Raw genomic sequence first — 26,022 nt, forward strand, 5'->3', positions numbered from 1 at the left:
CTATACATCAGATGTCTGATGTCTTGAGCAAAAAGGTTGGAGGAACGCCTCATGTCGATCAAGTCAGATAACCGGCACCTGTATTTACAAGTAATCGATCACCTGAAGCAGGACATTCAAAAGGGTGTTTATAAAGAAAGAGAGAAATTGCCCTCAGAATTTGACCTCGCTAAACAGCTTGGCGTAAGCAGAGCTACACTAAGAGAGGCATTGCGGATTCTTGAAGAAGAAAACGTCATCATCCGCCGTCATGGAGTAGGAACATTTGTGAATGCCAAACCTCTGTTTTCGTCAGGAATCGAGCAACTGAACAGTGTGACGGGAATGATTGAGCAGGCGGGGATGAAGCCTGGGACAATCTTTTTAAACTCAATGACTACTGGACCTACCGAAGAGGATATCCGCCGTTTCTCATGCTCTATTGATGATGAAATCACCCTCGTTGAAAGAGTGCGGACTGCAAATGGAGAACCCGTTGTCTATTGTTTAGACAAAATTCCGGGAAACATCTTGCCTAGCGACTTTTCCCATGAAGATGAATCATTGCTTCATCTGATTGAGGCCAAGTCCAATCGGAAAGTAACCTATGCAGTTGCCCAGATTGAGCCAATTGGCTATCACGAGAAAATTTCACCCATCTTAGAATGTGATCCAGAAACTGCCCTGCTCGTATTGAAGCAGATGCATTTCGATGAAAACGATGTGCCAATTCTTTATTCGGTAAACTACTTTAAAGCCGACAAGTTCAGTTTTCATGTCCTAAGAAAAAGAGTTTAATTTTTTTAGTGAAATGAAAACGCTAACTAATAGGCTTTTCAGAACATTCCTGCGAAATCCAACAAACATTCTCTGGGGGGTACAAACCTTGAAAAAGCGTAAATTTGGTTTGGTAATGTCATTGCTTTTAGCTGCAGGCACGATGCTGGCAGGTTGCGGAAGTGATGAAGGTAATGGCGATAGCGACAAAAAGTCAGACTTAAAAGTAGGTATGGTCACTGACGCTGGTACAATTGATGACAAATCATTCAACCAAGGTACATGGGAAGGTATCCTTAAGGCTGAAGACGAATTCGGCGTAAAGACAAAGTACCTAAAGCCAGCAGGAACTACTGAAGCAGAATACTTAAAAGAAATTGGTAACTTATACGATGCAGAATATAAGTTCATCGTTACACCGGGCTTTAAATTCGAAACAGCTGTTTTCCAAGCCCAAGATAAATATGAAGATGCTAAATTTGTCATCCTTGATGGAAATCCGCACAGTGGAGACTACAACCCTGTTGTTAAGGATAACACTGTAGCTGTATTCTTCGCTGAGCACGAATCAGGATTCCTTGCGGGTGTTGCGGCAGCGCTTGAATTAAAAGAGGGCGAAGCTGGATTCATCGGCGGTATGGAAATCCCTGCTGTACAAAAGTTCAACTGGGGCTTCCAGCAAGGGCTTAAATATGCAAATGAAAACCTTGACACTAACGTAACAATCAAAGCTGAAAACGTAGTTTACCAAGGATCATTTGATAACGCTGCTGCTGGTGGACAGATTGCTGCTCAATTCTATGATCGTGGCGTAGATGTAATCTTCACTGCTGCTGGTGGTGTAGGTGTCGGTGCGATCAACGAAGCTAAGAACCGTGCTAAGGCTGGAGAAAACGTCTGGATCGTTGGTGTTGACGTAGACCAGTATGAAGATGGTAAATACGAAGGCGACAAGTCAGTCATTCTTACTTCTGCTATGAAGAAGCTTGACCAAGTTTCTTACGATATGGTTCAGGCAGAGTTAGACGGTAAATTCCCTGGAGGACAAACATTGATTTTCGATGCTAAGAATGATGGTATCGGCCTTCCTGAGAAGAACCCTAACCTGAGCGATGAAACAACAAGCAAAGTTAAAGAAGTATACGAGCAAATTAAATCTGAAGAAATCAAGGTCTCTGCTGAACAAGGAGATTTATTCAAGTAAAATAGTGCAAAAGAGACGGTCTCTTCCGTCTCTTTTGTCTATCAAACTCGATACGGAAAATATTAGAAATTATAGAATATGCATTTAGCTATTTTCCGGTTTCGATATAAAAATGTACAGCTCCAGAGCCTGGCTTCCAAACAATCGGCCTTCCAAAGGAAGTTGTTGCACCACTTCCCTGGGCACACACGGCCTATCCTTGTGAAGCTGACCAAGGCGCTTACGCTATTCTTAATAGGTATAGAGTCTAAAAAAAAGGTGAGTGCTACTATGAGTTATGTAGTTGAGATGTTGAATATCCGGAAAGAGTTCCCGGGTATTGTAGCCAACGATAATGTTACCCTTACACTAAAAAAAGGGGAAATACATGCACTATTAGGTGAAAACGGTGCAGGGAAGTCTACCTTGATGGGTGTCCTGTTCGGCATGTACCAGCCTGAAAGAGGCTTAATAAAAGTAGATGGCAAAGAAGTGAAGATCACAAATCCTAACGTTGCCAACCGTTTAGGAATCGGGATGGTGCATCAGCACTTTAAGCTAGTTGAAAATTTTACTGTTACAGAAAACATCATCCTGGGCAGTGAGCCACTTAAGGGCATGGTGCTTGATATTGATAAAGCTGCAAAGAGAATTGAAGAGTTATCAAAGCATTACGGATTGAATGTAGACCCTCATGCCAAAATTGAAGATATTTCAGTGGGTATGCAGCAAAGGGTAGAGATTTTGAAGATGCTTTATCGTGAAGCAGAAGTCTTGATACTGGATGAACCAACTGCTGTTCTGACACCAGCAGAAATCGATGAATTAATGAAGATCATGCGTAATCTTATTAAAGAAGGTAAGTCTATTATTATTATCACTCATAAATTGAAAGAAATTAAGGCTGTTGCTGACCGTTGTACGGTAATTCGCCGTGGCAAAGGCATCGGCACTGTTAATGTGGCAGAAGCAAGTGAGGCAAGCCTTGCTGAAATGATGGTCGGACGTCATGTCTCTTTTAAAGTGGATAAGAAAGAAAGTACTCCTGGTGAGGTAGTACTTAAAATAGATTCTTTGTCAGTTAAAAATAATAGAAAAGTATTAGGCTTGAAGGATTTTTCACTGGAAGTCCGAGAGGGTGAAATTGTCGGTATTGCCGGGGTTGAAGGCAACGGCCAGACTGAGCTAGTGGAAGCAATCACTGGTTTAAGAAAAGCAGAGTCTGGTTCAGTCCTTATTTATGGTGAGGAAATCATCGACCTTCCAATCCGTCAGAGAAATGAAAAGGGAATCAGCCATATACCTGAAGACAGGCATAAACGTGGTCTTGTACTGGATTATACGCTCCAATCAAACATGGTTTTGCAAATTTACAACAAAAAGCCTTTCTCTAAGAATGGACTACTGAATGTACCAGCAATGAAATCGTATGCACAAAATATTCTGACGAACTTTGATGTGCGTTCAGGTGAAGGCACTGCATCGATTGCCAGGACTCTTTCGGGTGGTAACCAGCAAAAAGCAATCATTGGAAGAGAGTTGGAACTGGATCCTAAGCTCTTGATTGCAGTTCAGCCAACACGCGGTCTTGATGTTGGATCGATCGAATACATCCATAAAAGAATTATTGAACACCGTGATAAAGGTAACGCAGTATTGTTAATTTCATTGGAACTTGATGAGGTTCTGCAGCTCTCAGACCGCATAGCCATCGTAAATAATGGTGAGCTTGTAGGCGAGGTAAACGCTGCTGAAACAGATGAAAATGAAGTTGGTCTTATGATGGCAGGCGTGGGTAAGGAGAGAAGCATATGAGAAATACCATCGTATCTTTAATATCCATTATTTTAGGTTTGGTGGCCGGAGGGATTTTGATGCTTTTCATCGGAAGCAATCCGATTGAAGGCTACTCTTATTTGCTGCAGGGAGCATTGAAAAACCTAGAGCGTATCGGTAATACTTTGGCAACAGCAACTCCGCTTGTATTCACTGGCTTGTCTGTCGCTTTTGCTTTCCGTACAGGTCTTTTTAACATTGGGGCATCAGGACAGATGCTAGTTGGGGGCCTTGCTGCGACAGCAGTCGCCTTGACTTTCGATTTATCCAGGCCAATCCTTCTTTTGGTTATGGTCCTTGCAGGCCTGGTCGCTGGTGCCTTATGGGCTTTCATTCCCGGTTTGCTAAAAGCAAAGTTCAATGTTCATGAAGTTGTTTCGACAATCATGATGAACTGGATCGCCTACTGGACGATTTACTATATTGTACCTGGGTATTTCAAGGGAGAATTTCTTGAGACAGAATCTAAGAAACTGGCAGAAACAGATACTTTAAGAGCTCCATTCCTGACAGAGATGTTTGATGGATCTTATATTAACTTAGGTCTGTTCCTTGCAGTCATTGCAGTAATCATTATTGCCTTCATCATCGATAAGACGACTTTGGGATTCGAGTTGAAGGCAGTTGGGTTTAACAGATTTGCTGCGGAATATGCAGGTATGAAAGTTAACCGTAACATCATATTATCCATGTTGATTTCAGGTGCACTTGCTGGTGTCGGCGGGGTAGCATTGTACACAGGAAATGCTTCAAGCATTCAAATTGGTATTCTGCCTGCACAGGGTTACGATGGCATCGCGGTCGCTCTTCTCGGTGCAAATCATCCGGTAGGTGTATTCTTTGCAGCGGTACTGTTTGGGATTTTATACTCTGGTACGGGATTCATGAATGCCATGACTGAAATTCCACCTGAATTGGCGAATACAATTATCGCGATCATCATTTATTTTGCTGCGACAAGTGTTATGATTGAACGTCTTCTGAATAAATTCAAGGCGAGAAAATCAAACAAAGAAGATAAAAGTGGTCCTGTAGTCGAGAAGGGAGATTCATAAGATGTGGTCAATAATAGAACAAATTTTTCCTTACGCGATTATCTTTACAATTCCTCTTCTTATTACGGCACTAGGCGGACTTTTTAGTGAAAGAAGCGGTATTGTTAACATTGCCCTTGAGGGATTGATGGTCATTGGTGCCTTCTCTGGCGCTCTATCCATCCATTACATGAGCGGCGTATTGGACAACCACACATTGGTGCTCTGGCTTGGACTGCTAGCTGCTGTACTTGCCGGTATGCTTTTCTCTATCTTGCATGCGTTTGCGAGCATTAATCTGAATGCCAACCAAATCATCAGTGGTACGGCAATCAATTTGATTGCCACTGCACTGACCGTGTTCCTTGCACGGAATATCACTGGAAGTGGCAACATCCGGATCTCAAGCGGTTTTTCACCGTCAAATGTTCCTTTTCTTTCTGATATTCCAGTGATCGGAGATTTGTTTTTTACAAAAACGTATCCAACAACCTGGTTTGTATTAGCTATTCTTTTCGTAAGTTCATTCATTTTATATAAAACAAGGTTTGGACTTCGTTTACGATCTTGTGGTGAATATCCTCAAGCTGCTGAAGCAGCAGGGATCAATGTCAGGAGAGTCCGTTACAGCGGGGTACTAATCTCTGGAGCTTTCGCCGGATTGGGCGGAGCCTTGATTATCGTCACACAGTCAGGTGAATTCACAGGGACCGTTGCAGGTCTGGGCTTCCTTGCCCTGGCTTCCTTGATTTTCGGTCAGTGGAAACCGCTTGGTGTGCTGGCAGCGACATTCTTCTTTGGATTTGCCAGTACGATTGCAAACGTGTCTCAAGTAATTCCTGAGTTGGCTGTTATTCCGCCAATCTTGTTGAAAATTTTCCCTTATGTAGTGACACTTATCGCACTCGTTATCTTCTCTAAGTCATCACAAGCACCAAAGGCTGTCGGAGAAACTTTTGATAGTGGAAAACGCTAAGCTTGTATACTGTTAAAAGAGGTGCCTACAATCAGGTACCTCTTTTATTGTCTTTTCGTATTTCTCCATTTTATTGATGATCAATTTTCGGATAAAATATCTGAAGAAATTAAATATTCTTTTTAGAATAAATCTTCCATATGTGTTAATATAAAGGAAAAGTTTGTTAAAAATAATATCGTCAAGAGGGCATGAATATGAAGCTATCATTATATTTGGACGATCGTGAAACGGAAAAAATCTTTTCTTATTTACGCTGGATATTCTTGTTGGTAGGGATTCTAGTATTCTATTTTCCCCCTCTGGCGGACAGGCTTAATTTTACCGAGGAAACTTTTCCCTTATTGCTGTCAATAGGATTTGTCTACATGACCGTCACTCAGGTTGCTTTGCTTAAAATGTCAGCGGGAAACGAGTATTTCAATTTACTTACGAAGGCCGGCATCGTTTTCGATTATATTGCGTTAATGTGGCTGCTTGCCTTGACAAATGGAGTCATGTCCCCGCTTTTTCCGATTGCTTATTTGGTCGTAATGCATGCGACGATTTACTGGCGGACGAAAGGGGCCATTTTGTCCTCGATTTCGTTGACAGCAGGATACTCAGCTATTTTTGCCTTACAGGCCCAATTTGATTTTAATACAACATTTGTCTTTATTTTAAATCTCGTTTTTATATGGATCATCGGTGTGTTTGGATCGTTACTCGTGATACGGGAAAGGAAGCATCTGAAACAAAAAGAAATTTTTCATGAGCTGATGTTCACGGACTATTTAACAGGCTTATACAATCATCGGCATTTCCAGGAACAGCTAAGAATTATGACATGTGAACGGCAAAATTTCTTGCTGGTTATGGGTGATATCGATCACTTTAAACAAATTAATGACCAGTTTGGTCATTTGACTGGAGATGAAATTCTTAAAAAAATAGGAAGGATTTTTCGGGATTTGGCCGATGAATATGATGCACAGGCTTTCCGTTATGGTGGTGAAGAATTTGCTTTTCTATTGCCGGCCATCGAGGAAACCAGGCAAATTCGCTTTTTTGATGACCTTTATGCGAGGATATCTTCTGAAAAATTCACCGAAGATTGCATCATTGTCACAATGAGCTTTGGGATTGCTGCTTCAAAAGGTGGAGCTTTGCCAGATAAACTTCTTGGCTACACAGACCAGCTTTTGTACAGCGCAAAGGCAAACGGAAAAAACCAGGCTAAATTTGAAACTGGTTATACATATTCTTTTTCGAAAGCGAAAGAAGAAATTGCCGCTTCCAGCGAATAAAAGCTTCCCATATGGGAAGCTTTTGCCGTATGAGCTGCCAATTCCTTGAATTAGCCTGAAGGTGAAAGGTATAGTTAGAGTATATTTATTGGAATATTAAATATAGACTTCACAACGTATACATAATAAAGAAGGGATGTTTTATTTTCATCAATGTGTGAAGAAGAATGATTATAAGCAAGTCCTGGTGTTATAAACAAAGGAGGATTTCAATGGCTGTCATTTCAGAAACGATCAAGGATATGAAAGGCTACAAGCTCCATATTGTCAAAACTGAAAAATTCAAGACGAATACTATTGTTTGGAAGATGAAGGCTCCTCTTACCAGTGAGGATGTCACAAAACGGGCACTCCTTCCTTACGTGCTGCAAAGCAGCTCCAAGGCTTACCCTTCCACTTCGAAGTTTCGTTCCTATCTTGATGAGCTTTACGGTGCTAATTTATATGTAGATGTTTCGAAAAAGGGAGAATATCAGGTCCTCAGTTTTTCATTGGAAATCGCAAATGAAAAATTTTTAAGCGATCATGACCCTTTACTGAAAAAAGGAATGCAATTTATGGCAGAGATTTTGGTGAATCCTCTGGCAGAGAATGAAGCTTTTGAAAAAGAGACTGTCGAAAAGGAAAAACGCACATTAAAACAGCGGATCCAGGCGGTCTATGATGATAAGATGCGATATTCCAATTTCAGGCTTGTCCAGGAAATGTGCAAGGATGAACCCTATGCACTCCATGTCAATGGCGAGATTGAGGATATTCCGCAAATCGATGAGAAGAATCTCTATGAGTACTATAAAAAAGCCTTTGCAGAAGATGAGCTTGACTTGTTCATTATCGGAGATGTGGAAGAGGCAGAAGTCCAGTCGATTGCCCAAGATCTCCTGCAATTTGACCAGCGCACGCCAAAACTTATTGAGGCTGCTCCCAGGGATGCTCATGTCGAAGAGAAAACCGTCAAAGATCATGAGGATGTCAAACAAGGTAAGTTAAATATAGGGTACAGAACAAATGTACTGTATGGTGATAAGGATTATTATGCACTGCAGGTCTTCAATGGGATTTTCGGAGGTTTTTCACATTCCAAGCTATTTTTGAATGTCCGGGAGAAAAATAGCCTTGCCTACTATGTTGCAAGCCGTCTTGAAAGCCACAAAGGGTTGATGATGGTAATGTCCGGCATTGAATTCGAAAATTTCGAACTGGCTGTAAAAATAATTCGTGAACAAATGGAAGCGATGCAAGCTGGCGATTTTACCGATCAGGAAATCGATCAGACAAAAGCTGTTATTGAAAACCAAATGCTTGAAACAATGGATACAGCAAGAGGGATGGTCGAGGTCCTATATCATAATGTGGTTTCAAGACAAAATGTCAGCCTCGATGACTGGCTTGAGGGCATGAGCAAAACCACAAAAAAAGAAATCGTTGATGTGGCCAAAAAGGTTCAGCTTGATACGGTCTACTTCTTAACTGGATTGGAGGCGGACAAATAATGGAGAAGATCACTTTTGAACAGCTTCAGGAAGAAATGTACTACGAAAAGCTGAATAATGGGCTCGATGTATACATTCTTCCAAAAAAAGGCTTCAATAAAACATATGCTACGTTTACAACGAAATACGGGTCGATCGATAATCACTTCCTTCCACCGGGAAAGGATGAATATGTGAAGGTACCCGACGGCATCGCCCATTTCCTTGAGCATAAATTGTTTGAAAAGGAAGATGGGGACGTGTTCCAGCAGTTCAGCAAGCAGGGTGCTTCTGCGAACGCATTCACATCTTTCACTAGGACAGCTTATTTGTTCTCCAGTACATCTAATGTAGACAAAAACCTGGAAACACTGATCGACTTCGTTCAGGAACCGTATTTTACCGAGAAAACAGTTGAAAAGGAAAAGGGAATCATCGGGCAGGAGATCACCATGTACGATGACAATCCTGATTGGAGACTGTATTTTGGCCTGATACAGAATATGTATAAGAACCACCCGGTAAGCATAGATATCGCGGGTACAATCGAGTCGATTTCTCATATTACGAAAGATATGCTGTATGAGTGCTATGAAACCTTTTACCATCCAAGCAATATGTTATTCTTCGTAGTTGGTCCAGTTAATCCTGAAGAAATCATGGGCTTGATAAAAGATAACCAGGGGAAGAAGGAATACAAAAACAAACCTGAAATCAAGCGGATATTTGAAGAGGAACAGGCTGGAGTAGCTGAAAAGAAACAGGTCCTTAAAATGAATGTCCAGACGTCCAAGTGCCTTTTTGGAATCAAGGCGGCTGACCCAACTGAGTCGGGCAAAGAATTGTTGAAAAAAGAGCTGTCTATCAATGTAATGCTTGATATTCTCTTTGGTAAAAGTTCTGAGAACTACACCGAGTTATATGGCTCGGGGCTAATCGATGATACATTTTCTTATGATTATACCGAAGAACAGGGCTTTGGGTTTGCTATGGTTGGCGGAGATACGAATGAGCCTGATGAACTCGCCAGCAAGCTTGAAGCAATGCTAATGGATGCAAAAGCGGGCAAAGGATTGACAGATGACAATCTTGAAAGGACGAAAAAGAAAAAAATAGGAGCCTTCCTCAGGGCTGTTAATTCACCGGAATATATAGCTAATCAGTTTACACGCTACGCATTTAACGATATGGATTTATTTGATGTTGTTCCGGTACTTGAAAGCCTTAAGCTAGACGATCTCAAGCAGGCAGCAAATAAGTTGATTGCCGAAGAACGGTTCACAGTTTGCCAGGTGATCCCAAAGGATAAGCAATAACGCACCTCCTTTTAATGTATGCGCCGGTACTTGCCGGCGCATTATTTGATGAAGGTTATTGGAGAGGATAAAAACCATGAAAAAATTTGCGCTCGTAACTGGAGCGAGTGGAGCAATAGGTAAGGCGATTTCCATGAAGCTTGCATCAGCAGGTTATTCGCTATATTTGCACTTTAACCAGAACGAAAAAGGAATAGAAGAAGTTGTCCGGCAAATTGGCCAGTTTGGTGGTGAATATATACCGATCAAGGCAAACCTGGCATCTAAGTCAGGTTACATGGAATTGGCCGCAAATATCTTTTCTCTTGATGCAATTGTACATAATGCAGGCAATGCCTTATATGGTCTTCTTGAGGATTTAGAGGAAGTGGATGCAGAGGAACTCATACAGATTCACATTACGTCCCCCTTGATGCTTACGAAAAAGCTTATTCCTAAATTACGGCAAAAAGAAAGAGGGAGTATTGTGATAGTGTCATCGATCTGGGGACAGACAGGCGCATCATATGAAGTAGCCTATTCGACTGTGAAAGGCGCTCAAATAGCCTTCGCTAAAGCACTGAGCAAAGAGTTGGCAATTTCCAATATAAGGGTGAACGCCGTAGCGCCAGGTGCCATTCAAACCCCCATGGTTGAAGGTTTTTCCCAGGAGGAAATCGAGACCATCGCCGAAGATATTCCATCAGGCCGTCTGGGAACAGCTGAAGAAGTAGCAAATGGTGTGGAGTTCCTATTATCTGAAAAATCCTCCTATATAACCGGACAGGTACTGGCGGTGAATGGTGGCTGGTTAACTTGATGTACATGTGACAATTTTTCAAAACATGTACTGAAATGAATAATAATCTTCATACGTATGCAAAATAACCTTGTACTATTTTAGACAAGGAGGTTGTCAATATGTCTGTATTGGATAATTGGAATCAGTGGAAGGATTTCTTGGGAGACCGCCTTCATCAGGCGCAGGACCAGGGAATGAATAAAGAAGTAATGGGAGACCTTGCCTACCAAATCGGGGACTATCTTGCTAAGAATGTCGATCCTAAAAATGAGCAGGAAAGAGTCCTTGCAGATCTTTGGTCAGTTGCAAGCCCTGACGAACAGCATGCCATCGCAACAATGATGGTTAAACTCGTTCAAAACAACGGCGCTAATCAATAAGTAAGTTTTGAGAGGGGACTTCCAGATTCCTCTCTTTTTTTATTGTCCCTTCCTTGAAATAGACACATAAACACGGCTTTTTTTACTTTTAACTTCTGGCTTGTTTTTCCTTTCATCTTCCTTGAAAATCATATAATATAGTAGCTAGATATTTGATGTCAAAATGTGTCGCAATCAAGTGACCTTATAGCAGAGGAGGAGAACGATGGAAAAGAAAGAATGGTACTTGGAATATGAAATTGTGATTAACCGTCCAGGACTGCTAGGTGATATATCCTCTTTGCTTGGTATGCTGTCAATCAATATTGTTACGATCAATGGAGTCGATGAAGGTAGGCGTGGTCTGTTGATCCTTGCGAAAGATGATGACCAAATTGAGAGATTAGAGTCAATTTTGAATACAATGGATACAATAAGGGTAATTAAAATCCGTGAACCTAAGCTTCGTGACCGGATGGCGGTCAGACACGGCAGGTACATACAGCGTGATGCAGATGATAAAAAAACATTCCGGTTTGTGAGGGATGAGCTTGGACTACTTGTAGATTTTATGGCAGAATTGTTTAAGCAGGAGGGGCACAAGCTGATCGGGATCCGCGGGATGCCGCGAGTTGGCAAGACAGAATCAGTCGTGGCTTCAAGTGTTTGTGCAAATAAACGCTGGCTGTTTGTTTCTTCAACATTATTGAAACAGACAATCCGTAACCAATTGATCGAAGATGAATACAACGCTGAAAATCTATTTATAATTGACGGGATCGTTTCCACAAGGAGGGCAAATGAAAAGCACTGGCAGCTTGTCAGGGAAATCATGCGCCTGCCTGCGGTGAAAGTTGTTGAACATCCAGATATTTTTGTCCAAAACACAGAATATACAATGGATGATTTTGATTATATTATCGAACTGCGTAATAATCCTGATGAAGAAATCGTTTATGACATGGTTCAGAAGAATCACATGTTCACCGATTCTGATTTTGGAGGATTTGATTTTTAACAGTATTGGAAGGTGTTATCGTGACTGAGTTAGGAAATTTATTAAAGGAAGCACGTGAAGCTAAGGGCCTCAGCCTGGACGAACTGCAGTCCATCACGAAAATACAGAAGCGCTACCTTCTTGGTATTGAAGAGGGCAATTACTCTATGATGCCAGGTAAGTTTTATGTCCGCGCATTCATTAAACAATATGCTGAAGCTGTTAGTCTTGATCCAGAACAGCTTTTTGAGCAGCACAAAAACGAAATCCCATCTACATACAACGAAGAGCTGCCTGAGCAGCTTTCCCGTGTCCAGTCGAGGAAAAGTATCTCTCCTGACACTTCTAAAGTCTTGGATATACTTCCTAAAATTTTGATTGGTGTTTTCATTATTGCTTCTATTGCCCTGGTTTGGTATCTAATTGTCAAGAGTGCCGGCGATGAAACTGAACAGCCTGCAAATACTGATAAAGGGCAAACAAGCTTTGAAGAGACTGAAGAGTTTGCAGATGATAGTGGTGAAGAGGATACAGGCGAGGAAGAAGATGCTGCTGAAGAGGAACCGGCTGAAGAAGAAGCCGAGCCTGAAACTCCTGCACAGGAGCTTACAGTTTCCTCCAATAGCGGCAGCAACACGGTATATGAACTCAAGAATGCGGATCAATTTGTCATTAAGATTGTATCACTAGGACAGACATGGGTTGGTCTTTCAAATGGCTCAGGAAAATCCATATTTCAGGAAACCCTTGTTAAAGGGGAGAATGAAAGCCGCACTGAGGACTTATCAAACGAGACCCAGGCAGTAATAAATATTGGACGGGCACCTGATACCGAAATCTATGTAAATGACCAAAAGCTTGAATATGCAGTACCGCCCGAAGAAGATATGACCCAAGTGATTACGATTAAGTTTGTTAAATAAGTCTAAGAAAGAATTGCTAAAATGCCCGTATGGACTTTTGTTTATACGGGCTAAAATTATAAAAGGCATATTTAATGATGATTTTCACATATTGGATATAATGAAAGAAGTCAGATTAATGGCTTTGTAATTTTTCATCTGGAGGAAAAGTATATGAACTTGCCAAATAAAATTACGGTTTCACGAATATTATTGATTCCGTTATTCATGATCATTATGATTGTCCCATTTTCATGGGGGGAAATCGCCTTACTTGGTACAACCATGCCGGTCACTCATTTTGTGGGAGCGCTAATATATATTTTTGCGTCTGTGACAGACTGGGTTGACGGTTATCTGGCACGAAAGCACAATTTAGTTACGAATCTTGGGAAGTTCCTCGATCCGCTTGCGGATAAACTGCTTGTCTCTTCTGCGCTGATTGTGTTGGTTGAACTGGGGTATGCCCCTGCGTGGATCGTCATTATTATTATCAGCCGGGAGTTTGCTGTGACAGGACTTCGTTTACTGCTTGCAGGCGGTGGTGAGGTAGTTGCAGCAAAAATGCCTGGCAAAATTAAAATGTGGGCACAAACAGTGGCGATTTCCGCCCTGTTGCTGCACAATATCATTTTTGAAGCATTCTCGATCCCGTTTGCAGATATTGCATTATGGGTGGCGATGTTCTTTACAATCTGGTCTGGATGGGATTACTTCGCTAAAAACAAGCAAGTGTTCAGTAATTCCAAATAATTGATTTTGTCAGGGGGACAAGAAATGAATGCCGAAATCATTGCTGTGGGATCTGAATTGCTCCTTGGGCAAATCGTCAATACAAACGCCAGATTCCTTTCCCGGCAGCTTGCCGACCTGGGAATCAATGTTTTCTATCATACGGTCGTCGGGGATAATCCTGATAGGTTAAAGAACGCTATGGGAATTGCCCGGGAACGTGCAGAACTGATTATTTTCACGGGCGGATTGGGTCCGACTAAAGATGACCTGACAAAAGATACAATTGCTGCGCAGCTTGGAAAGCAGCTTGTTCTTGATGAAGAAGCGATGACGTCCATCGAATTGTATTTTGAAAAAACGAACAGGGTAATGACTGAGAATAACAGGAAGCAGGCACTGGTGATTGAGGGCTCAACTGTTCTGAAAAATGATCATGGCATGGCCCCGGGTATGTTCCTGGCAACTGCCGACAACAAGTACATGCTTCTGCCGGGACCTCCTTCTGAGATGGAGCCAATGTTCTTGAAATACGGCCAGGCGGCTATTTCAGGCATGTCCGGTAATCAGGCAAAAATTGAATCGAGAGTCTTGCGTTTTTTCGGAATCGGCGAGGCGGCCCTTGAAACGAAAATTGAAGATTTGATTGACCAGCAAAGCAATCCAACCATCGCCCCACTTGCTGGTGATGGGGAAGTTACACTAAGGCTTACAGCCAGGGACGATGACAATGGTACTGCTCAAGCATTGATTGATAAAGTGGAAGCGGAAATCATGGACAGAGTCGGTGAGTATTTTTATGGTTATGACGAAACCTCTTTAATGCTGGAACTTTCGAAACTATTGAAAATCAAAAACTTGACCCTATCAGCTGCTGAAAGCTTGACAGGCGGAATGTTCCAGCAGGAATTGACTTCTGTCTCCGGTGCTAGCAGCCTTTTCAAAGGCGGCTTAGTTTGTTACTCGAATGAAGCCAAGATAGGACTTGTTAAGGTGAATCCGGAAACAATTGAGAAGTATGGGGCTGTAAGCGGTGAATGTGCGGAAGAGCTGGCAATGAATGCTGCAGCGCTTACCAACTCTGATATCGGCATCAGCTTTAGCGGAGTGGCTGGTCCCGACAGCCTAGAAGGACATCCACCAGGCACGGTCTTTATTGGAATCCACGTAAAAGGCCTGCCAGTCCATTCAGAAAAACTAACCCTCAGCGGCTCCCGTACCGCTATCAGGAAAAGGGCAGTAAAGTTTGGCTGCCAGATCATAATTAATAGATTATCAGAAACACGGAAGTGATATACTTCCGTGTTTTTTTGCCAGTATAGGTCTGGATGAAAAGCATATTGTTTGTAATGAAATAGGCAGATTCCTTGCCAAAATAGCATTCTAACGGGGATATATCATAAGAAAACTGATGAAAAACACATCGAAAATTCATTTTTAACGAATTTTCCCTTACGAAAAAAAACGAATAAATGTTCGATTTTTTGTTGGACAAACCGCCTGGAAAAAGGTATAGTAATAGTAGGTTTTAAATAAGAGATTTGCGGGCAGGCGGGATGCCAGTTCGTTTTTATATAAAAGGAGGAAAATTGAGTGAGTGATCGTCAAGCTGCGTTAGATATGGCTTTAAAACAAATTGAAAAGCAATTTGGTAAAGGATCGGTTATGAAATTAGGGGAGAAGACAGACACTAAAATATCTACTTCTCCAAGTGGTTCCCTTGCACTGGATGCTGCACTGGGAATAGGCGGATATCCTCGCGGACGTGTTATTGAAATCTACGGACCTGAAAGTTCAGGTAAGACAACTGTTGCGCTTCATGCAATTGCAGAAGTACAGGCTAATGGCGGCCAGGCGGCATTCATTGACGCTGAACACGCTCTGGATCCTGTATATGCACAGAAGCTTGGAGTTAATATCGATGAGCTGCTTCTTTCGCAGCCAGACACGGGAGAACAAGCTCTGGAAATCGCAGAAGCGCTAGTGCGAAGTGGAGCAATTGACATTATTGTTGTTGACTCCGTTGCAGCTCTTGTTCCGAAGGCTGAAATTGAAGGCGAGATGGGTGATGCTCACGTTGGTCTTCAGGCTCGTTTGATGTCTCAGGCATTGCGTAAGCTTTCTGGTGCGATCAACAAGTCCAAGACTATTGCGATTTTCATTAACCAGATTCGTGAAAAAGTCGGCGTTATGTTCGGTAACCCTGAAACAACACCTGGCGGTCGCGCTTTGAAATTCTATTCAAGCGTACGTCTTGAAGTGCGCCGTGCTGAAACATTGAAGCAGGGCAATGATATGGTTGGTAACAAAACAAGGATCAAAGTTGTCAAGAACAAGGTTGCGCCTCCGTTCCGTACAGCTGAAGTGGATATCATGTACGGTGAAGGGATATCCCAAGAGGGGGAAATCATCGACATGGGATCAGATCTTGATATCGTCGATAAGAGCGGTTCCTGGTATTCCTATAGTGGTGAGCGTCTTGGACAGGGAAGGGAAAACGCAAAGATGTTCCTTAAAGAAAACCCGTCCATCCGTCTTGAAATCAAGCAAAAGATCCGTAACCATTACGGCCTTGATGGCGAATTCACGGTAACGGAAACTGATGAAGACCAGGAAGAACTTAAATTGGATTAATAGGTTATCTATGTTTATCGTCAAGGTCTCCTGAAATCAGGAGGCCTTGTTTGTGTATATTCACTCTTAAAAGTAAGAATTGAATGAATAATTAATCAAACCAATAGAATCCACGTGGGACAAACCCTTGACAATAAAATTTGGCAGCTTTACAATTAAAAATGTATATTTTACATTTTCATGGTATTAAAAACGTTTAAAAGCATTTGAGCTGTATATTGATGCTTGTAACAATGTACATGCCGACACTTTAAAAAACGTAACACAAGTTCATAGCAAGAGGAGGTGAAAATGATGGATCTAATTATTTCAATCATCTCCATTTTGCTTGGCCTATTCGTCGGTGCAGTTGTTGGCTATTTTTATCGTAAATCCGTTGCGGAAGCAAAAATTGCAGGTGCCAAAAACGCCGCAGAACAGATTGTTGACGATGCGAAGCGTGAAGCAGAGGCTATGAAAAAGGAGGCCCTGCTGGAGGCTAAGGATGAAAATCACAAACTGCGTACTGAAGCAGAGCGTGAGGTTCGTGAACGAAGAAATGAACTGCAAAAACAAGAAAATCGTTTATTGCAAAAAGAGGAGAATCTTGATCGCAAAGATGAGTCGTTGAACAAACGTGAAAATCTTTTAGAGAAAAAAGATGACGCTCTTTCCAAAAGACAACAGCATATTGAAGAGATGGAAAGCAAAGTGGACGAGATGGTACGAAATCAGCAGACTGAACTAGAACGCATCTCGGGCTTAACGCGTGATGAGGCTAAATCCATCATTTTGGAGCGTACTGAGCAAGAACTTGCTCACGACATTGCACTAATGATTAAGGAAAACGAAAACAGGGCGAAAGAAGAATCCGATAAGAAAGCAAAAGAAGTACTTTCACTAGCCATTCAAAGATGTGCAGCAGATCATGTTGCTGAAACGACTGTATCAGTCGTAAATCTTCCGAATGATGAAATGAAAGGACGCATTATCGGACGTGAGGGACGGAATATCCGCACCCTGGAAACGTTGACGGGAATTGATCTCATTATTGATGACACTCCGGAAGCGGTTATCCTTTCTGGATTTGACCCAATCAGACGTGAAACAGCCCGTCTAGCTCTAGACAAGCTTGTCCAGGATGGACGTATTCATCCGGCTCGAATTGAAGAAATGGTTGAGAAAGCGCGCCGTGAAGTTGATGAACATATTCGTGAGGTTGGGGAACAGACTACCTTCGAAGTGGGAGTTCACGGACTGCATCCAGATCTTATCAAAATTCTTGGCCGCTTGAAGTATCGTACAAGCTACGGACAGAATGTTCTTAAGCATTCAATGGAAGTAGCCCAATTGTCCGGATTGCTTGCTGCAGAGCTAGGTGAAGATGAAACATTAGCTCGCCGCGCAGGACTCCTGCATGATATCGGAAAGGCGATCGACCATGAGGTAGAAGGCAGCCACGTTGAAATCGGCGTTGAGCTGGCTACGAAGTATAAGGAACATCCTGTTGTGATCAACAGTATTGCTTCCCACCATGGTGATACTGAGCCGACTTCGATCATTGCAGTACTTGTTGCTGCTGCTGATGCATTGTCAGCTGCAAGGCCTGGTGCTCGCAGCGAAGCGCTTGAAAACTATATCCGCCGTCTCGAAAGGCTGGAAGAGATTTCAGAATCCTATGAAGGAGTCGAAAAATCATTCGCTATTCAGGCGGGTAGAGAAATCAGGATCATGGTTAAGCCAGATCAAATCGATGACTTGCAGGCACACCGCCTCGCACGAGATATTCGCAAGAAAATCGAGGAAGAACTCGATTATCCTGGACATATCAAGGTTACAGTCATCCGTGAGACACGGGCAGTTGAATATGCAAAATAAAGCGGTGCTTAGGCGCCGCTTTTTATTTTGGTTTAAGAAGAAAAACTCAAAATTAGGAAGAACGGGAGATTTTAAGAAATAACGCGGAGATTTCGACGTATTACCGGCAGATAATTCTGTGTCATCGAGAGATTAACAACAATTTCTGGGAGGTTAGCTTCTTTTTACGGAGAATAAATTTTCCGAAAGTAATAATATCATGAAAATCTGAAGGAATTACATGTGAAAGACGCCGATAAGTATCTGGTTATGTCCAAAACACACTTTGGCAATAATTTAATGAATTTTTAAATAGGCAATATAGTATGATACAATTTCACATATACAACATAAATTTAAGACAGGAAAGTGAATCCAATGAGAATTTTATTCGTAGGGGATGTTGTAGGTTCCCCAGGCAGGGATATGGTTACGGAATACCTGCCAAAGTTAAAGGGAAAATATCGTCCGACTGTTACGATCATAAATGGTGAGAATGCTGCGAGCGGCAAAGGAATAACGGAAAAGATTTATCGTCAGTTTCTTGAGCAAGGCGCCCAGGCGGTAACTCTAGGCAACCATGCGTGGGATAATCGCGATATTTTTGAATTCATCGATAACGCTAAATATTTGGTCAGGCCCGCGAATTTTCCTGAAGAAGTACCCGGAAAAGGGATTGTCTATTTAAAGATCAACCAGGAAGAGCTGGCAATTATCAACTTACAGGGACGGACTTTCTTGACACCAATTGATTGTCCATTTAAGAAAGCGGACGAATTGATCGAAGAAGCGAGGAAACGTACTTCATTGATTTTCGTCGATTTTCATGCAGAGGCAACTAGCGAAAAGCAGGCCATGGGCTGGTATCTTGATGGTAGAGTTTCCGCTGTCGTCGGAACGCATACTCACGTCCAGACAGCGGATGAGAGGATTTTGCCCTCTGGTACAGCTTATCTTACTGACGTTGGAATGACCGGGCCGTATGATGGAATATTGGGAGTAGAAAAAGAAGCAGTACTTAGAAGGTTCTTGACAAGTCTCCCAACTCGATTTGAAGTGGCCAAGGATGGAAGGAATCAGCTCTCTGCTGTATTGATAGACTTGGACAAAAAGACCGGTAAAGCGGTGAAAATCCAGAAAATCCTCGTTAATGAAGACCATCCTTTTTATGAATAGTACGTCGAGCACTTGCATTAAAGCAAAAAGCATTGTCTGGACAGACAATGCTTTTTTTTAGTGATGGTCATATGTAGGCTTCCTCCTGAATATAGTAGCAGTGGAACAGACTAACCTGGATGTCCACATAAGGCGTCCAGGACGGGATAAAATAAGGAGGAGCCAGGCATGGATATATTAAAAGTTTCAGCAAAATCTAATCCTAATTCTGTAGCTGGTGCGCTTGCTGGAGTACTGCGCGAAAGAGGGGGCGCAGAAATTCAGGCTATCGGGGCGGGTGCATTGAATCAGGCCGTTAAGGCAGTAGCGATCGCAAGAGGGTTCGTAGCACCTAGCGGAGTCGATTTAATTTGCATCCCGGCATTTACTGATATCCTGATTGATGGCGAAGAACGGACGGCCATTAAATTGATTGTTGAACCCCGGTGAAAGTGGCGGCATCACGCCTATAGATAGATTATAGTTTTTAAGAATCTGTAAGGATCACTTTCAGCCTGTTTGCTATTGCAAGCAGGTTTCTTTTATTTTATGGAGTATTATGAATGTAACGAGGAGGTATTTTTGTGAAAATCTATGACACTCATTGTGATGTTCTTTATAAGTTATTCATGGATCCGACGCTTGATTTCACCAACTCCCCTGAATTGCAGGTCAATCTTGAACGTCTGAAGGCATCGACCACCAAAGTCCAATTATTTGCCATCTATGTACCTGAATCAGTTCACCCTGATTTGAAATTTGAAGCAGCACTGCGAATGGCGGATTTATTTTATGAAAAAGTTTTAAAGCCTCATCCTCAAATAAAGCTAGTTAGAGACAAGATGGACATTGACCAGCTCGCAGATGATGAATTTGGTGCAGTACTGACTCTGGAAGGTTGTGATGCGATTGGACAGGATTTATTGAAATTGCGCACTTTGCTGAGACTGGGAGTACGTTCAGTAGGATTAACATGGAACTATGGAAATTATGTGGCTGATGGTGCCCTTGAGGAACGGGGAGCAGGTCTTTCAAGATTTGGTCGTCAGGTTGTCCAGCTCCTGAATGAAACTAGAACAATTTGCGATGTCTCACACTTATCTGAACAGGGCTTCTGGGATGTAATGGAAGCGGCTGACCATGTATTTGCTTCCCACTCAAACTGTTATTCGCTTTGCCCTCATCCCCGCAATCTTAGGGATAGACAAATCAGAGCGCTGATTGAGCGCGATTCACTCATTGGAGTTACCTTTGTGCCAGAATTCTTATCAGGTAAAAAGGAATCTGCATCAATCGATGATGTCATCCGCCATCTTGAGCACATTTGTTCTCTTGGAGGAGAAAATCATGTGGGCTTTGGCTCAGACTTTGATGGAATTAAATTTACGGTGAATAACCTCGGTGGTAACGAACAATATGAAAACCTTTGGAATGAATTACAAAAATATTATTCTGATATACAAGTGCATAAGTTCCTATATGAGAATATGGCTTCCCGACTGCCTGTTCAAAGTTGCTGAATTCTTGGGGATGGCCAATCCCTTACCATGAATCGAAGGGTTTCGGGGTAAGAAACTTATAATATTTTAATAAATAAAAAAATATTCATATTTTCGTCAATAATTATTCTGAAAGGGTTGCTTTTTTTTTCACATAGGTCTAGAATTGTAAGCGTTTAGTACCATCCATTTGCTAGATTTCAGCAATAAAAGCAGGACATAAACCGCTTAATTCTAGTGAATTACTTGGAAAAGTGCTACACTTAATAACGAAGCGTTTTTACATATTTTTTTACGTATCTAAAGGGGTGTAAGAGATGATCAATCAACTTTCATGGAAAGTTGGCGGACAGCAGGGAGAAGGAATTGAATCTACCGGGGAAATTTTCTCTATTGCATTGAACCGTCTAGGCTACTACTTGTATGGCTACCGTCACTTTTCATCACGTATCAAGGGCGGACATACAAATAACAAGATTCGAGTGAGCACTACAGAGGTTCGATCTATTTCTGACGATTTAGATATTCTTGTAGCTTTCGACCAGGAAACAATCGATGTAAACTACAAAGAATTGCATGAGAACGGCGTCATTATTGCTGATGCTAAGTTTGACCCAAAGAAGCCTGAGGATACTCAAGCTTCGATGTATGCGGTTCCATTTACGGAAATGGCTACTGAACTGGGAACATCTCTTATGAAAAATATGGTTGCCATCGGTGCGACTAGTGCAGTTTTAGACTTGGATATCCAAGTTTTTGAAGAAGTCGTCCAGGAGATTTTTGGACGCAAAGGACAACAAGTTGTCGATAAAAATATGGAAGCCATCAAAGCTGGCTACGAATATACGAAAGAACAATTAGGCGGCGCTGACACAATGCAGCTCGAAAAAGCTGATGGCCAGAAACGCCTGTTCATGATTGGAAATGATGCAATCGCTCTTGGAGCAGTAGCTGCAGGATGCCGTTTCATGGCTGCATACCCAATCACTCCTGCTTCAGAAATCATGGAATACCTAATCAAGAAACTTCCTGCTCTTGGCGGAACAGTTATCCAGACTGAAGATGAAATTGCAGCTGTCACAATGACAATCGGCGCTAACTATGCAGGTGTACGTGCCATTACTGCTTCTGCTGGACCTGGTCTATCATTGAAGATGGAAGCAATCGGTCTTTCAGGTATCACTGAAACACCGCTTGTCATTGTTGATACACAGCGTGGCGGCCCATCAACCGGCCTTCCTACTAAACAGGAACAGTCAGATCTAATGGCAATGATTTATGGAACGCACGGTGAGATTCCTAAAATTGTCTTTGCTCCAAGTACTGTACAGGAAGCATTCTACGATGCGGCTGAAGCATTTAACCTTGCTGAAGAATATCAGTGCCCGGTTATTATGCTGACTGACCTGCAGTTATCGTTAGGAAAGCAGACAGTTGAACCGCTTGAGTTTGATAAAGTAGAAATCCGTCGTGGTAAATTAGCTACAGAAGCACTTCCTGAAATTGATAATAAGGGTTACTTCAAGCGTTATGAAGTGACTGAAGATGGTGTTTCACCACGTGTTATCCCAGGAATGAAGAACGGTATCCACCATGTTACTGGTGTAGAACATGATGAAACTGGAAAACCTTCAGAATCTGCTGCGAACCGCATTGCCCAGATGGATAAGCGCTTCCGCAAAATCAGCAATCTGAAGTTCAATACGCCAATCCATAAGAATGCTCCGCATGAGGAAGCTGATCTGTTAATCGTAGGTTTCAACTCAACAAGAGGTGCAATCGAAGAGGCAATGGGAAGACTTGAGAAGGATGGCTTGAAAGTAAACCACGCACATGTGCGCCTGGTACATCCATTCCCGGCTGATGAGATGATGCAGCTTGTAAAATCTGCAAAGAAAGTTGCAGTTATTGAAAACAATGCGACAGGACAGCTGGCAAACATCATGAAGATGAATGTCGGAAGTCATGAGAAGATCCACAAGATCCTCAAGTATGACGGAAATCCATTCTTGCCGCAGGAAGTCCACACAAAATGCAAGGAGTTGTTCTAGGATGGCGACTTTTAAAGAATTTCGCAATAATGTAAAACCAAACTGGTGCCCTGGCTGCGGCGACTTCTCTGTACAGGCGGCCATGCAGCGTGCTGCTGCCAATGTTGGTTTAGAACCTGAAGATCTGGCTGTAATCTCTGGTATCGGCTGTTCAGGCCGTATCTCTGGATATATCAATTCTTATGGTTTCCACGGAATCCATGGCCGTGCGCTTCCTATTGCGCAGGGTGTAAAGATGGCTAACCGTGATTTAACCGTTATTGCTTCCGGCGGTGATGGTGACGGATTCGCGATCGGAATGGGACATACAGTCCATGCGATCCGCCGTAACATCAATATTACTTACATTGTTATGGACAACCAGATATATGGTTTGACAAAGGGACAAACTTCCCCGCGTTCAGCTGCTGGTTTCAAAACAAAATCAACTCCAGCGGGTTCTATTGAGCAAGCTATTTCCCCAATGGAATTGGCATTGACAGCTGGTGCTACATTCGTGGCACAAAGCTTCTCAACAGACCTAAAAGACTTGACTGCGCTTATCGAAGCAGGAATCAAGCATGAAGGTTTCTCACTGATCAACGTATTCAGCCCTTGTGTAACATACAACAAGGTAAACACATACGATTGGTTCAAAGAAAACCTGACAAAGCTTAGCGACATTGAAGGATATGATCCATCAAACCGTGAAGCGGCAATGCAGACATTAATGCAGAACAACGGTCTTGTTACTGGATTAATCTATCAAAATACAGAGCGTAAATCTTATCAGGAGCTAGTAAGCGGTTATTCAGAGACTCCGCTGTCACAAGCAGACCTGAAACTGGATCAAGCTCATTTTGATAAATTAGTTGCTGAATTCATGTAAATAAAGTCTGGGAATCAGACCGGAATGCAATAAAACCCCAATCGTCTCAGATTGGGGTTTTATTATTCTTATTTGGTAGAAATAGTGATAAGCATCACTACGATAAAACAATCTTTAAGGTAATATAAATTTCTAAGTCGGCTTTTTTCACCAAGAAAGCTGTATTTCCAGTGCCTGCTATTGTTTTCATTGATTGAAGAGTTTATACTATTATAATGTGTATATTTAATATTTTCAGGGTGAAATATAGCCCTTTTAGAAGTAGAAAGCAGAACTGTTTGTGTAACTAGCACCGGCACCAGGCTCCATCGATCTGCCTGCTCGCTTTCTAATGAAAGGAGATCTATAATGAACGAGAATCAACGCTTGGAAGGACAGCAAGTACAAACTGAAAATTCTTCGGACAAAAAATCCAGCAAGGATTACAGCAAGTACTTTGAAACAGTATATACTGCTCCATCTCTGAAGGATGCAAAAAAACGCGGCAAGGAAGAAGTCAAGTACCATAAAGACTTCGATCTCCCTGAAGAATTCCTTGGTATGGGGCAGGGCCGCAAATTCTACATCCGCACTTATGGCTGCCAGATGAATGAGCACGACACAGAAGTCATGGCTGGAATTTTCCTTGGTCTCGGCTATGAACCTACTGACAGTGTCGAAGACGCGAATGTCATCCTATTAAATACTTGCGCGATTAGGGAAAATGCTGAAAACAAGGTGTTTGGAGAACTTGGACATTTGAAGCACCTAAAAAGAGAAAAGCCAGATCTTCTATTGGGTGTCTGCGGATGCATGTCCCAGGAAGAATCTGTCGTTAACAAAATTTTGAAAACGTACAACCAGGTTGATATGATCTTTGGTACTCATAATATCCATCGCCTGCCACATATCCTTCAAGAAGCATACATGTCCAAAGAAATGGTCGTAGAAGTGTGGTCTAAAGAAGGAGACGTAATCGAAAACCTTCCGAAGGTGCGCAGAGGCAATATTAAAGCATGGGTAAACATTATGTATGGCTGTGACAAATTCTGCACATATTGTATCGTTCCTTATACACGAGGCAAAGAGCGCAGCCGCCGTCCAGATGATATCATTCAGGAAGTCCGTCAGCTTGCTGCCCAGGGCTATCAGGAAATTACCCTGCTTGGACAGAATGTAAACGCGTATGGAAAAGACTTTACAGATATCAAGTATGGTCTAGGGGACTTGATGGATGAAATCAGCAAAATCGATATCCCTCGTATCCGTTTTACTACTAGCCACCCGCGAGACTTTGATGATCACTTGATTCAAGTGCTGGCAAAAGGCGGAAACCTGATGGACCACATTCATCTTCCAGTCCAATCAGGTTCAACTGATATATTGAAAATCATGGCCCGGAAATACACTCGGGAACAATATCTCGAACTGGTACGCAAGATCAAAGCGGCCATTCCGAATGTTACATTGACAACGGATATTATCGTAGGGTACCCGAATGAAACGGATGAGCAATTTGAGGACACAATGTCACTTGTTCGTGAGGTTGGCTATGAATCAGCTTATACGTTCATTTACTCCCCAAGGGAGGGAACACCTGCCGCTAAAATGCAGGATAATGTTCCAATGGAAGTGAAGAAAGAACGCCTTCAGCGCCTGAACGCACTTGTGAATGAGCAATCAGCCCAGTCTATGAAGAAGTATCAGGATCAGATTGTGGAGGTCCTGGTTGAAGGTGAAAGCAAAAACAATCCTGATGTTCTTGCTGGTTACACAAGCAAGTTGAAACTTGTCAATTTTGTTGGACCTAAAACGGCAATTGGCAAAATCGTCAAGGTAAAGATTACAGATGCAAAGACATGGTCTTTAAACGGGGAAATGGTAGAAGAAATCGAACCAGTTGAGGTGAAGTAAGTTGGCAAAATACAATAAAGATGACATTATCGAGCGCTCAAGAGAAATCGCAAGAATGATTGCGGAAACAGAGGAAGTTGACTTCTTTAAGCGTGCAGAAGCACAAATCCATGAGAATGAAAAAGTGAAAACACTTATTTCTTCTATTAAAGGTCTTCAAAAACAGGCTGTTAACTTTCAGCATTATGGAAAGACAGAAGCGTTGAAGAAGACTGAAGCAAAAATTGCATCTTTTGAACAGCAGCTTGATGAAATCCCTGTAGTCCAGGAATTCAAGCAATCGCAAATCGATGTTAATGAATTGCTTCAGCTAGTGGCTACAACGATTTCCAATACGGTTACAGATGAAGTAGTCGCATCAACTGGTGGAGATATACTTCGCGGTGAAACAGGAGCATCTTTGAAAAACGGCGAAAGCTGCCACACACATAACCATTAATAATTGATTAGTAAATG

At 42.2% G+C, this 26,022-nt stretch carries 23 protein-coding genes; all 23 read left to right on the forward strand.

Annotation, left to right across the window (positions count from 1 at the left end; genetic code table 11):
- The first annotated feature begins 51 nt into the window (after window positions 1–51).
- The 23 genes from DYI25_RS03590 to DYI25_RS03700 all read left to right on the forward strand — a co-directional run bounded on the left by DYI25_RS03590 (window position 52) and on the right by DYI25_RS03700 (window position 26,005).
- A complete protein-coding gene (locus DYI25_RS03590; RefSeq protein WP_213367017.1) occupies window positions 52–777 on the forward strand; it encodes a GntR family transcriptional regulator in 726 nt (241 codons plus the stop codon).
- 88 nt (window positions 778–865) lie between these two features.
- Window positions 866–1,960, forward strand: coding sequence for a BMP family lipoprotein (locus DYI25_RS03595; RefSeq protein ID WP_249745229.1), 1,095 nt, complete (start codon window positions 866–868; stop codon window positions 1,958–1,960).
- A gap of 270 nt (window positions 1,961–2,230) precedes the next feature.
- A complete protein-coding gene (locus DYI25_RS03600) occupies window positions 2,231–3,754 on the forward strand; it encodes an ABC transporter ATP-binding protein (protein ID WP_213367019.1) in 1,524 nt (507 codons plus the stop codon).
- Window positions 3,751–4,830 carry an ABC transporter permease gene (locus DYI25_RS03605; protein ID WP_213367021.1) on the forward strand — a complete coding sequence of 360 codons (1,080 nt, stop codon included), beginning with the start codon at window positions 3,751–3,753 and terminating at the stop codon, window positions 4,828–4,830. The genes DYI25_RS03600 and DYI25_RS03605 overlap by 4 nt, the downstream gene beginning before the upstream one ends.
- Before the next feature lies 1 nt (window position 4,831).
- Window positions 4,832–5,785 carry an ABC transporter permease gene (locus DYI25_RS03610; protein WP_213367023.1) on the forward strand — a complete coding sequence of 318 codons (954 nt, stop codon included), beginning with the start codon at window positions 4,832–4,834 and terminating at the stop codon, window positions 5,783–5,785.
- Window positions 5,786–5,982: 197 nt separating this feature from the next.
- Entirely contained in the window at window positions 5,983–7,071 is a 1,089-nt protein-coding gene (locus tag DYI25_RS03615) for a GGDEF domain-containing protein (RefSeq protein ID WP_213367025.1), read from the forward strand.
- A 212-nt stretch (window positions 7,072–7,283) separates the two neighbouring features.
- Window positions 7,284–8,564 carry an EF-P 5-aminopentanol modification-associated protein YfmF gene (gene yfmF, locus DYI25_RS03620; protein WP_213367027.1) on the forward strand — a complete coding sequence of 427 codons (1,281 nt, stop codon included), beginning with the start codon at window positions 7,284–7,286 and terminating at the stop codon, window positions 8,562–8,564.
- The gene (yfmH, locus tag DYI25_RS03625) at window positions 8,564–9,859 is read left to right on the forward strand and encodes an EF-P 5-aminopentanol modification-associated protein YfmH (protein ID WP_213367029.1); all 1,296 of its coding nucleotides are present in this window, start codon (window positions 8,564–8,566) and stop codon (window positions 9,857–9,859) included. Before yfmF ends, yfmH begins: the two co-directional genes overlap by 1 nt.
- Before the next feature lie 76 nt (window positions 9,860–9,935).
- Window positions 9,936–10,658: an elongation factor P 5-aminopentanone reductase gene (gene ymfI / locus DYI25_RS03630; protein ID WP_213367031.1), complete on the forward strand. Its 723-nt coding sequence runs from the start codon at window positions 9,936–9,938 to the stop codon at window positions 10,656–10,658.
- 101 nt (window positions 10,659–10,759) lie between these two features.
- Window positions 10,760–11,020: a DUF3243 domain-containing protein gene (locus DYI25_RS03635; RefSeq protein WP_167832871.1), complete on the forward strand. Its 261-nt coding sequence runs from the start codon at window positions 10,760–10,762 to the stop codon at window positions 11,018–11,020.
- Between the two features lie 205 nt (window positions 11,021–11,225).
- Window positions 11,226–12,017: a DUF3388 domain-containing protein gene (locus DYI25_RS03640; protein ID WP_041966667.1), complete on the forward strand. Its 792-nt coding sequence runs from the start codon at window positions 11,226–11,228 to the stop codon at window positions 12,015–12,017.
- 20 nt (window positions 12,018–12,037) lie between these two features.
- Window positions 12,038–12,919 (forward strand): RodZ domain-containing protein, encoded by an 882-nt coding sequence (locus DYI25_RS03645; protein WP_213367033.1) that lies wholly within the window; start codon window positions 12,038–12,040, stop codon window positions 12,917–12,919.
- Window positions 12,920–13,072: 153 nt separating this feature from the next.
- Entirely contained in the window at window positions 13,073–13,651 is a 579-nt protein-coding gene (gene pgsA / locus DYI25_RS03650; RefSeq protein WP_213367035.1) for a CDP-diacylglycerol--glycerol-3-phosphate 3-phosphatidyltransferase, read from the forward strand.
- A 24-nt stretch (window positions 13,652–13,675) separates the two neighbouring features.
- Window positions 13,676–14,923: a competence/damage-inducible protein A gene (locus DYI25_RS03655; protein ID WP_213367037.1), complete on the forward strand. Its 1,248-nt coding sequence runs from the start codon at window positions 13,676–13,678 to the stop codon at window positions 14,921–14,923.
- 300 nt (window positions 14,924–15,223) lie between these two features.
- Window positions 15,224–16,264 carry a recombinase RecA gene (recA, locus tag DYI25_RS03660; RefSeq protein WP_213367039.1) on the forward strand — a complete coding sequence of 347 codons (1,041 nt, stop codon included), beginning with the start codon at window positions 15,224–15,226 and terminating at the stop codon, window positions 16,262–16,264.
- 294 nt (window positions 16,265–16,558) lie between these two features.
- A complete protein-coding gene (rny, locus tag DYI25_RS03665; RefSeq protein WP_213369385.1) occupies window positions 16,559–18,121 on the forward strand; it encodes a ribonuclease Y in 1,563 nt (520 codons plus the stop codon).
- A 357-nt stretch (window positions 18,122–18,478) separates the two neighbouring features.
- Window positions 18,479–19,276 (forward strand): TIGR00282 family metallophosphoesterase, encoded by a 798-nt coding sequence (locus DYI25_RS03670; RefSeq protein WP_213367041.1) that lies wholly within the window; start codon window positions 18,479–18,481, stop codon window positions 19,274–19,276.
- 168 nt (window positions 19,277–19,444) lie between these two features.
- Complete coding sequence (gene spoVS / locus DYI25_RS03675) at window positions 19,445–19,705, forward strand: stage V sporulation protein SpoVS (protein ID WP_079508506.1); 261 nt, start codon at window positions 19,445–19,447, stop codon at window positions 19,703–19,705.
- 134 nt (window positions 19,706–19,839) lie between these two features.
- A complete protein-coding gene (locus tag DYI25_RS03680; protein ID WP_213367043.1) occupies window positions 19,840–20,775 on the forward strand; it encodes a dipeptidase in 936 nt (311 codons plus the stop codon).
- Window positions 20,776–21,071: 296 nt separating this feature from the next.
- Window positions 21,072–22,805 (forward strand): 2-oxoacid:acceptor oxidoreductase subunit alpha, encoded by a 1,734-nt coding sequence (locus DYI25_RS03685; RefSeq protein WP_213367045.1) that lies wholly within the window; start codon window positions 21,072–21,074, stop codon window positions 22,803–22,805.
- 1 nt (window position 22,806) lies between these two features.
- Complete coding sequence (locus tag DYI25_RS03690) at window positions 22,807–23,673, forward strand: 2-oxoacid:ferredoxin oxidoreductase subunit beta (protein ID WP_213367047.1); 867 nt, start codon at window positions 22,807–22,809, stop codon at window positions 23,671–23,673.
- Window positions 23,674–24,021: 348 nt separating this feature from the next.
- Window positions 24,022–25,566, forward strand: a complete 1,545-nt coding sequence (gene miaB / locus DYI25_RS03695; protein ID WP_213367049.1) for a tRNA (N6-isopentenyl adenosine(37)-C2)-methylthiotransferase MiaB — start codon at window positions 24,022–24,024, stop codon at window positions 25,564–25,566.
- Between the two features lies 1 nt (window position 25,567).
- A complete protein-coding gene (locus DYI25_RS03700; protein WP_213367051.1) occupies window positions 25,568–26,005 on the forward strand; it encodes a RicAFT regulatory complex protein RicA family protein in 438 nt (145 codons plus the stop codon).
- Window positions 26,006–26,022 lie beyond the last annotated feature (17 nt).

It is taken from the genome of Mesobacillus boroniphilus (assembly GCF_018424685.1).
GTDB classification, from domain to species: domain Bacteria; phylum Bacillota; class Bacilli; order Bacillales; family Cytobacillaceae; genus Mesobacillus; species Mesobacillus boroniphilus_A.